Origin of the sequence: Rubellimicrobium sp. CFH 75288 (assembly GCF_009904055.1) — a bacterium.
Taxonomy (GTDB): Bacteria; Pseudomonadota; Alphaproteobacteria; order Rhodobacterales; family Rhodobacteraceae; genus Rubellimicrobium.
The window spans coordinates 39,047-48,980 of sequence record NZ_WYDP01000016.1 but is presented as its reverse complement, the minus strand read 5'-3'; the positions used below and the strand labels follow the sequence as shown (position 1 = coordinate 48,980).

Sequence of the window (9,934 nt, the reverse complement as noted above, 5' to 3'; positions counted from 1 at the left end):
CCCGCCGCGACCCCGTCTCCGCCGCATGGCGCTCCACGAGGGTGCGCAGCTCCTCCTCCCACTCGGCCACGAGAACGGGTCCGGTCACGAGCGTGTCGCGGTTCATCATGGCGAGCGCGCGGCCGTCGGCATCCCAGACATAGGCCATGCCGCCCGTCATGCCGGCGCCGAAATTGGCCCCGATCCGCCCGAGGATCACGGCCACCCCGCCCGTCATGTATTCGCAGCCGTTCGAGCCGCAGCCCTCCACCACCACGCGCGCGCCCGAGTTGCGCACGGCAAAGCGTTCGCCGGCGCGCCCCGAGGCGAACAGGAACCCGCCCGTGGCGCCATAAAGGACGGTGTTGCCGATGATCGTGTTCTCGGCCGCGTCGAGCGGGCTGCCCATGGGGGGACGCACCACGATCGTGCCGCCAGAGAGGCCCTTGCCCACATAGTCGTTGGCCTCGCCCTCGAGCTCGATCTTGAGGCCGGGCGCGGCGAAGGCGCCGAGCGACTGGCCGGCCGAGCCCTGGAGCTTGAGCGTGAGGTGGTCGGGCTGGAGCGTGTTGCGCATCCCGAAGCGGCGCACGATGTGCGAGCTGAGCCGCGTGCCGATGGTCCGGTCCGTGTTGCGCACCGCATAGGCGAGCTGCATCTTCTCGCCGTCCTCGAGAAAGCGGGCGGCGTCGCGGACGATCTGGGCATCGAGCGTGTCGGGGACGGGATTGCGCGGGCGGTTGCGGTCGAAGGCCGGCCGCTGGGCCCCGTCCACGGTGATGAGCAGCGGGTTGAGGTCGAGATCGTCCAGATGCGACGAGCCGCGGCTGACCTGGGTGAGCAGGTCGGCGCGGCCGATCACCTCGTCGAGCGAGCGCGCGCCGATGGAGGCGAGGATCTCCCGCACCTCCTGAGCGTAGAAGGTGATGAGGTTGACCACCTTGTCGGCGGTGCCGGTGAACTTGGCGCGCAGACGTTCGTCCTGGGTGCAGACCCCGACGGGGCAGGTGTTGGACTGGCACTGGCGGACCATGATGCAGCCCATGGCGATCAGCGCCGCGGTGCCGATGCCGAATTCCTCGGCCCCCATCATGGCGGCCATGACGATGTCGCGCCCGGTGCGCAGGCCCCCGTCGGTCCGCAGCGTGACGCGCGTGCGCAGGTTGTTCATGCTGAGGACCTGGTGCGCCTCGGTCAGGCCCATCTCCCAGGGCAGGCCGGCATACTTGATGGAGGTGCCGGGCGAGGCCCCGGTGCCGCCGTTATGGCCCGAGATGAGGATCACGTCGGCCTTGGCCTTGGCCACGCCGGCCGCGATCGTGCCCACGCCCGAGGCCGCGACCAGCTTCACGCAGACGCGCGCGACGGGGTTGATCTGCTTGAGGTCGTAGATGAGCTGGGCGAGGTCCTCGATCGAGTAGATGTCGTGATGCGGCGGCGGCGAGATCAGCGTCACGCCGGGCGTGGAATGGCGCAGCCGCGCGATGAGCGCCGTGACCTTCATGCCCGGAAGCTGGCCGCCCTCGCCGGGCTTGGCGCCCTGGGCCACCTTGATCTCGAGCTCCTCGCAGGCGTTGAGGTATTCGGCCGTGACGCCGAACCGGCCCGAGGCGACCTGCTTGATCTTGGCCGAGGGATTGTCGCCGTTGGGTTCGGGAACGAAATGGGCCGGGTCCTCGCCGCCCTCGCCCGAGTCGCTCTTGGCGCCGATGCGGTTCATCGCGACGTTGAGGGTCTTGTGCGCCTCGGGGCTGAGCGCGCCGAGCGACATCCCCGGCGTGACGAAGCGCTTGCGGATGGCGGTGATCGACTCGACCTGCTCGAGGGGGACGGGCTCGCCCAGGGGCTTGATGGCCAGAAGGTCGCGCAGGTGGATGGGCGGGCGGGCGTGCATCGCCTCGGCATAGCGCTGCCAGAGCGCATAGGAGCCGCGCTCGCAGGCGGTCTGGAGGAGATGCATGGTGGTGGCTTCCCAGGCGTGCCGCTCGCCCGAGCGGCGGGCCTTGTAGAAACCGCCCACGGGCAGAAGGCCCGGCTGGCCGGTCCAGCCCCTGGCATGGATCTCCTCCTGCTTCTTCTGCAGGCCGATGAGACCGATGCCGGAGATGCGCGAGGGCATGCCGGGGAAGTATTCGGCCACCATGGCGCGGCTGAGGCCCACCGCCTCGAAGTTGAGCCCGCCCCGGTAGGAGGAGATGACCGAGATGCCCATCTTGGACATGATCTTGAGAAGGCCCGCGTCGATGGCCGCGCGGTAGCGGCGCATGGCATCCTCGAGCGTCCCCTCGAGCAGACCGCGCGAGAGGCGCTCGGCGATCGTGTCCTGGGCGAGATAGGGGTTCACGGTCGTGGCCCCGCAGCCGATCAGCACGGCGAAGTAGTGCGGGTCGATGCATTCGGCCGAGCGCACGTTGAGGGAGGTAAAGGTCCTGAGCCCCTTGCGCGTGAGCCAGGAATGGACGGCCGAGGTGGCGAGGATCATGGGCATGGGGACGCGCCGGGCGTCCTGATGCTCGTCGGTCAGCACCAGATGGGCGGCGCCCGAGCGCACGGCATCCTCGGCCTCGGCGCGGATGCGCTCGAGCCCCCGGCGCAGCGCGTCGGGGCCCGATTCGAAGGTGCAGTCGATCGTGGCCACCGCCCCGCCGAACTGGGCCGTCATCGCCTCGAACTCGGCATTGGCGACGAAGGGGCTCTCGAGGACGAGGATCTCGGTCTGGGAGCTGTCCTCGTCGAGGACGTTCTTGAGGTTGCCGAAGCGGGTCTTGAGCGACATCACCCGCCCCTCGCGCAAGCTGTCGATGGGGGGGTTGGTGACCTGGGAGAAGTTCTGGCGGAAATAGTGCGACAGCGGCCGGTACTGGGACGAGAGCACCGCCACGGGCGTGTCGTCGCCCATGGAGGCGACCATCTCCTTGCCCTCCTCGGCCATCGGCGCCAGGACCTGCTCGACCTCCTCGATCGTGTAGCCCGCGGCGATCTGGCGGCGGCGCAAAGCCTCGCCCGCAAAGAGCGCGCGTTCGGGCACGTCGCGCAGGAGCGCGTTGAGGTCCACGACCTTCTCGATCCATTCGCCGAAGGGCTGGGCGGCGGCGAGGCGGTCCTTGATCTCGGCGTCGTGGAAGAGGCGGCCCTCCTCCATGTCCACGGCGATCATCTGGCCGGGGCCGAGCGCGCCCTTCTCGATCACGGCGGCTTCGTCCACCGGGACCATGCCCGCCTCCGAGCCCGCGATCAGCAGCCCGTCGCGCGTGACCACATAGCGCAGGGGCCTGAGCCCGTTGCGGTCGAGCCCGCCGCAGACCCAGCGCCCGTCCGTCATGGCGAGCGCGGCCGGCCCGTCCCAGGGCTCCATGACGGCATTGCAATAGGCGTACATGTCGGCCCAGGCGGCCGGCATCTCGCCCGTCTGCTTGGACCAGGCCTCGGGGACGAGCATGGTCTTGGCCATGGGGGCGGAGCGGCCGGCGCGCACCAGCACCTCGAACACGGCATCGAGAGCGCCCGAATCGGAGGTGCCGGCGGGCACGATGGGCTTGATGTCCTCGGCCATGTCGCCGAAAGCGTCCGAGGACATGCGGATCTCGTGGCTCCGCATCCAGTTCACGTTGCCCTTGAGCGTGTTGATCTCGCCGTTATGGGCGAGCATGCGGAAGGGCTGGGCCAGCGCCCATTGGGGGAAGGTGTTGGTCGAGTAGCGCTGGTGGAAGATGGCGAAGGCCGACTCGAAGCGCGGGTCCTGGAGGTCGGGGTAGAAGGTGGCGACCTGCTCGGCCAGCATCATCCCCTTGTAGATGACGGACCGGCAGGAGAGCGAGGCGAGATAGAGCGAGGGGATGCCCGCCGCCGTCGCCGCCTTCTCGATGCGGCGGCGGATGATGTAGAGCTCGCGCTCGAAGCCTTCCCGGTCGAGCCCCTTCTCGTCGCGGATCAGGATCTGCTCGATCTCGGGCCGGGTAGCGTTGGCCTTGTCGCCGAGCACGGAGATGTCCACGGGGACGTGCCGCCAGCCGTAGATGTAGTGGCCCATGCGCAGCACCTCGGTCTCGACGATGGTGCGCGCGCGCTCCTGGGCGGCGAAGTCGGTGCGGGGCAGGAAGACCTGGCCCACGGCGAGCAGCTTGTGGGGGTCGGGCTCGTGGCCGGTGCGGCGGACCTGGTCGAAGAAGAAGGGCACGGGGATCTGGAGGTGGATGCCCGCGCCGTCGCCGGTCTTGCCGTCGGCGTCCACCGCGCCCCGGTGCCAGACGGCCTTGAGCGCCTGGATGCCCTTTTCGACCACCGCGCGCGAGGGCGTCCCGTCGATCGCGACGACGAGGCCCACGCCGCAGGCATCGCGCTCGTCCTCGGGGCGCCAGAGGGAGTGCTCGGCCATGAAGGCGCGCCGGGCTTCCTCGGCCGGCAGCCAGAAGGGATCGGTCGGGCTCATGGGTCGTCTCCCTCGATGTGGAGGTTCTTGGCCTCGTACTCGGCGCGGCTCGCGCGGCGGTGGTCCCCCGCGAGGTCGAGGCAGGCGAGGCGGCGGTCGGCATAGATCTCCGAGCGCAGCGGCCAGTCGCGGGCCGCGTCGAAGAGGCCGGGGGCCAGACCGTAGTCGCCGGGCCGGCCGTCCTCGTGCACCTCGCGGAACCACAGATGCGAGCCGCAACGCGGGCAGAAGCCACGCTCGGAGAAGGGCGAGGAGCGGAAGCTGCGCGTCTCGCCCGTGACCGTCACCGCCCCGGCCACGGCGGAAAAGCCCAGAAAGACGCCCCCCGTCCAGCGCTGGCACATACGGCAATGGCAGGCGCCCATGCGCGGGTCGTGAAGCCCGTTCACGCGGACGGCGACGGCGCCGCACAGGCAGCGGCCGTCGAGGGCGCCCGCCACCAGCTCAGCCATGGGAGCCGCCCGGCGAGAGCGCCGACATCATGGCGCCGCAGCCATGCTTGGGCGAGGCGGACAGGAAGCCCGGCTCGCCGGGGCGGATGAATTCCACGGGCCGGTCGTCGGTCTGGGTGGTCTCGCCCCCGGCGGTGTAGGTGCTCTGACCCGACAGGAACATGCGCCAGTCGCGGCTGACATATTCGCGCCCCTCGCCGCGCCAGATCTCGCGCCCCTCGGGATCGAGCGCGACGATGCGGTATTCGGTGCGCTCGAGCGTGACGCCGTCGATGGTCTCGGTCTCGCCCGTCAGGCGGTCCTGGCCGACATAGCGGGTGGGGCCGATCTCGTCGGACAGGGTGGTGAAGTCCCAGGTGTCGAGGCCGGTGGCGAGCAGTTCGTCGAGGCTGGCCGGATCGGGATTGTCCGGCGCAAGACGCTCGGAATGGCCCGACAGGAGGTGAAAGCTCTCGACCCACTGGGTCTGGCCGTCGATGGCGCCGTAATAGGTGACGCCGCCCTCGTCCATGTCCACCCGGCGCTGCCAGTCCTCCGGGTCGGCCTCGCAGCGGAAATGGTGCGACACGGTGCAGGACGCCATCTGGATCGTGAGCCAGGCCTCGCAGCCTTGGGGCGGCTGGAAGGTGCGGCTGGCCTGCGCGGCCAACGGCGCGGGGGCGAGAAGGGCGAGGGCGAGGAGGGCGCGCATGGGGGAACTCCTGAAGCGGGGGGCGGGAGCATGAGCGCAGGCCCCGGCCCGCCTGTCGAGGCTCATTCGGCGGCGATCCGCGCCGGCTGGGCCAGATCGGCAAGGATCGCCGCCGCGGCCTCGCGGCCGTCGCGGATCGCCCAGACCACGAGCGAGGCGCCGCGCACGATGTCGCCCGCGGCATAGACGCCCGGCAGCGCGGTGCGGCCGGTGCCGAACTCGGCGCGCACCGTGCCCCAGCGCGTGACCTCCAGCCCGGGCGCGCCCCAGAGCCGCGGCAGGTCCTCGGGCTCGAAGCCGAGCGCCTTGACCACCAGATCGGCGGGCTCCTCCACGATCTCGCCCGAGGGTTCGGGGGCGCGGCGGCCGGTCATGTCGGGGGGCCCGAGGCGCATCCGCTCGACGCGGACGGCCCGGACCGGGTCGCCCACGAAACCCGCCGGCGCGGCGAGCCAGACGAAGTCCACGCCTTCCTCCTCGGCGTTCTGCACCTCGCGCTGGGAGCCGGGCATGTTGGCGCGGTCGCGCCGGTAGAGGCAGCGGACGGAGGCCGCGCCCTGGCGGATGGCGGTGCGGACGCAGTCCATGGCCGTGTCGCCGCCGCCGATGACCACGACGCGCTTGCCGCGCGCGTTCAGCAGCCCCGATTCGAAGGCCGGCACCTCGTCGCCGAAGCCCTTGCGGTTGGAGGCGATGAGGTAGTCGAGCGCGGGGACGATGCCCTGGGCGGCAGCGCCGGGAATCTCGCGCGCGCGGTAGACGCCGGTGGCCACGAGGACGGCATCGTGGCGGCCGCGGATCGCGTCGAAGCTGACATCCTCTCCCACGCGGCAGTTGAGGACGAAGTCCACGCCGCCCTCGGCGAGCTGGTCGATGCGGCGCAGGACCACCTCCTTCTCGAGCTTGAAGCCGGGGATGCCGTAGGTCAGCAGGCCCCCTGCCCGGTCGTGGCGGTCATAGACGGTGACCTGAAGCCCCGCGCGGCGCAGCGTGTCCGCAGCCGCGAGCCCCGCCGGCCCCGCCCCGACGATGCCCACGCTCTCGCCGCGCTCGGCGGCGGGGCGGATGGGGCGGACCCAGCCCTCGGCCCAGGCGGTGTCGGTGATGAAGCGCTCGACCGCGCCGATGGTGACGGTGCCGTGGCCCGACTGCTCGATGACGCAATTGCCCTCGCACAGGCGGTCCTGCGGGCAGATGCGGCCGCAGATCTCGGGAAAGGTGTTGGTGCTCTGGGCGATCTCGTAGGCCTCCTGGAGGCGGCCCTCGGCGGTCATGCGCAGCCAGTCGGGGATGTTGTTGTGCAGCGGGCAGTGGGTCTGGCAATAGGGCACGCCGCACTGGGAGCAGCGCGCCGCCTGTTCGGCCGCCCGGTCGCGGGCGAAATCGGCGTAGATCTCCAGGAAGTCCCGGCGCCGCTCCTCGGCCGTGCGCTTGTCCGGCATGGCACGGGGGACGGAGACGAAGCGGAGCATCCGGTCGGCGGCCATGGCAAACCTCGGGGCGGGGCGATCAGGGGCGACTTACGCGAGGGCGGGGCAGATGAAAAGTCAGCAGGACTGACCTTTATGCGCATTTGTTCCCGTGGCTCCGCGCCAAGCCCGGATATCCAAGCGCCTGAATGGTCAGCGACACTGACCTTACGCCGAGAGAGCCAGCAATGCGAGGCTGCCGACGATGATCCGCCACCAGCCGAAGAACGCAAAGCCATGGCGCGCCACGAAGGCCAGAAGCGTGCGCACCACCAGCAGCCCCGAGGCGAAGGCCGCAACGAAGCCGATCGCGATCAGGCCCAGATCGTCGAGGGACAGCGCCGCCCGGTTCTGCCACAGGTCAAAGGTCACCGCGCCCGCCATGGTCGGCAGCGAGAGAAAGAACGAGAACTCGGCCGCCGCGCGCCGCTCGACGCGCAGCATCAGCGCGCCCACGATCGTGGCGCCCGAGCGCGACACGCCGGGCACCAGCGCCAGCGTCTGGAAGAGCCCGATGCCGAGCGAGGTCCGCCAGGGCAGACGGTCGGCCTCGGGGTGGCGGGGGATCGGGGCGCGGCGGTCCACCACCAGAAGGACGATGCCGCCGAGGATGAGCATCACCGCGATCAGCGTGGGCGTCTCGAACAGGACGGTCTTGATGACGGGGTGCAGCACGACGCCGAGGACGGCCGCAGGCAGAAAGGCGAGCAGGACCGACAGGGCGAAGCGGCGCTGCACGGGGTCACGATGCGCCGTGCTCAGCACGGTGACGAGCCTGGCCGCATAGACCCAGACGATGGCGAGGATCGCGCCCATCTGGATCGCCACCTCGAACACCCGCGCGGTGCTTTGCCAGCCGAGGAAGTGGCCCGCCAGCAGCAGATGCCCCGTGGACGAGACAGGGATGAATTCCGTCAGCCCCTCGAGAAGTCCGAGGGCTGCGGCGGTGCCCGCCTCTTCCCAGGTCATCGCGGATCGAGACCGCGGGCGGAGTCGCGCAGCGCCTCGTACTGGCCGCGCGGGCGGAAGCGCCACAGATAGTCGGGCAGCACCGCATCGAGCGCCGTGGGCACGAGGCCCAGCGCCTCGAAGCCGCGCGCGCCGGGGGGGACGACATTGTCCACCCGGAGGCTTTCGACCTGGTCGCGGGTGATCGGGCCCTTGACCAGCCCGCCCGTGGCGAGGGCGAGCGCGTCGAACAGCGACCCCATCGGCCGGGCGACGACGAAGGGCAGGTTCACGATGAGCCGGCGGCGGCGGATGTGGCGCAGCATCCGCTCCATCATCTCGCGGAAGGTCAGCACCTCCGGCCCGCCCAGCTCGTAGAGGCCCGAGGGGATCGTGCCCGCGGCGGCCAGCGCGGCCACATGCGCCACGTCGTCGACGAAGACCGGCTGGAAGCGGGTCCGGGCACCGACCACGGGCAGGACGGGCGAGCGCGTGGCCATGCGCGCGAAGCGGTTGAAGAACTGGTCCTCGGTGCCGAACAGGATGGACGGGCGCAGGATGGTCGCGTCGGGCATCTGGGCGAGGACGGCCTCCTCGCCGCGCGCCTTGGAGCGGGCATAGAGGCTGGGCCCGGCGGCATCCGCCCCGATGGCCGAGACATGGACGAAGCGGCGGACCCCCTCGCCCAGGGCGAGGCGGGCGGCGCGGCCCGCCCCCTCGACATGGATCGCGTCGAACCCGTTGCGGCCCCGGCGGTCGAAGGTGCCCACGCAGTTGACCGCCGCCTCGGCCCCGCGCAGCGCGGTGCGCACGGAGGCGTCGTCGCGCAGGTTGCAGGCCACGGGGACGACCTGGCCCACGCTGCCATAGGTGCGCACGAAGAGAGCCTCGTCGGGGCGGCGCACGGCGACGCGGATGCGCCAGCCCTCGCGCGCGAGGCGGCGGGCGATGTAGCGGCCGAGGAAGCCCGAGCCTCCGAAGATCGTGACCAGCCCCGCCATGCCTGCGCTCCCCTTCGTCCCCCGCCCGTCTAGCCGCGAGGGCGCGGAGGGGCAAGCGCGGCCCACGGCCCGGCGACCCCCCGTTGACAGCCCCTCCGCCTCCCTCTATGCCCCCGCTCCGTGCCCAGGTGGCGGAATTGGTAGACGCGCTGGTTTCAGGTACCAGTGGCTGAAAGGCCGTGGAGGTTCGAGTCCTCTCCTGGGCACCATCATCCCCTTCGCGATGCGGCGGGGGGTGACGACGGCCGGATGGCCGCCGGCGCTCAGTGCCGGAGCGAGCGCAGGGTGAAATCCTCGTTGTGATCCATGAGGCGTTCCATCGCCTCGGCGGCCGCGCCGGCATCGCCTGCTGCGACGGCCTCGGCGACGCGGCGGTGGTTCTCGGCCGTCACGGACAGGTTGGCGATCGCGCGGTACTTGAAGAAGAACCGCCGCGAGAGGCCGTGAACCGAGGCCATGACGCGCTCGCAATACTCGTTGTGGCAGGCCTGGGACAAAAGCAGGTTGAACTCGCGGTCGGCCTGCATGAAGGCGAGCTCGCCCCCCCCGTCGCGCGCAGCGGCAAAACGGTCGGCCAGATCGGCAAAGGCCGCGCGCTCGGCCGGTGTGGCCCGCTGGGCGGCCAGACCCGCCATCAGGCCCTCGACGGCCCGGCGCAGCTCGAGCAGGCGAAGCTGCTGCTGCGGGTTGATGTCGGAGACGAGGACCCCGCGCTTGGGCAGGACCTGGACCAGGCCCTCGAGACGCAGCCGCTGGAGCGCCTCGCGCACGGGGGTGCGGCCGATGCCGAGTTCGCGCGCGATGCCGGTTTCCGACAGCAGGGCCCCCGGCGCCAGACGCATGGTGACGATGGCCTCCTCGAGATGGCGGAAGGCGCGCTCCGACAGAAGCTCGTCGCTGCCCTGGCCCTCGGCCTCGGAGCGGGACGGGGGGATCGTCGGCCTGTCGTCCGCCTTGTCCATGGC

7 protein-coding genes and 1 tRNA gene are annotated in these 9,934 nt (G+C 71.1%); 1 reads left to right on the top strand and 7 read right to left on the bottom strand.

Features of this window, described 5'->3' with window-relative positions; genetic code table 11:
- The 6 genes from gltB to GT358_RS12850 form a co-directional block, all read right to left on the bottom strand.
- On the bottom strand, positions 1 to 4,408 hold a 4,408-nt coding region (gltB, locus tag GT358_RS12875; protein ID WP_166583036.1), incomplete at its 3' end, for a glutamate synthase large subunit.
- The gene (locus GT358_RS12870) at positions 4,405 to 4,860 is read right to left on the bottom strand and encodes a GFA family protein (RefSeq protein WP_166583035.1); all 456 of its coding nucleotides are present in this window, start codon (positions 4,858 to 4,860) and stop codon (positions 4,405 to 4,407) included. The genes GT358_RS12870 and gltB, both read right to left, overlap by 4 nt.
- A complete protein-coding gene (locus tag GT358_RS12865) occupies positions 4,853 to 5,551 on the bottom strand; it encodes a hypothetical protein (RefSeq protein WP_166583034.1) in 699 nt (232 codons plus the stop codon). The genes GT358_RS12870 and GT358_RS12865 overlap by 8 nt, the downstream gene beginning before the upstream one ends.
- 62 nt (positions 5,552 to 5,613) lie before the next feature.
- Positions 5,614 to 7,038, bottom strand: coding sequence for an NAD(P)-dependent oxidoreductase (locus GT358_RS12860; RefSeq protein WP_166583033.1), 1,425 nt, complete (start codon positions 7,036 to 7,038; stop codon positions 5,614 to 5,616).
- A 150-nt stretch (positions 7,039 to 7,188) separates the two neighbouring features.
- Entirely contained in the window at positions 7,189 to 7,989 is an 801-nt protein-coding gene (locus GT358_RS12855; RefSeq protein ID WP_166583032.1) for an undecaprenyl-diphosphate phosphatase, read from the bottom strand.
- A complete protein-coding gene (locus GT358_RS12850; protein ID WP_166583031.1) occupies positions 7,986 to 8,969 on the bottom strand; it encodes a complex I NDUFA9 subunit family protein in 984 nt (327 codons plus the stop codon). The genes GT358_RS12855 and GT358_RS12850 overlap by 4 nt, the downstream gene beginning before the upstream one ends.
- A gap of 122 nt (positions 8,970 to 9,091) precedes the next feature.
- On the opposite strand from GT358_RS12850, the gene GT358_RS12845 reads away from it, so the two are divergent.
- Positions 9,092 to 9,178, top strand: a tRNA-Leu gene (locus GT358_RS12845).
- A gap of 54 nt (positions 9,179 to 9,232) precedes the next feature.
- Here GT358_RS12845 and GT358_RS12840 read toward each other — a convergent pair.
- Positions 9,233 to 9,931: a GntR family transcriptional regulator gene (locus GT358_RS12840; RefSeq protein WP_166583030.1), complete on the bottom strand. Its 699-nt coding sequence runs from the start codon at positions 9,929 to 9,931 to the stop codon at positions 9,233 to 9,235.
- Between the last annotated feature and the right edge of the window lie 3 nt (positions 9,932 to 9,934).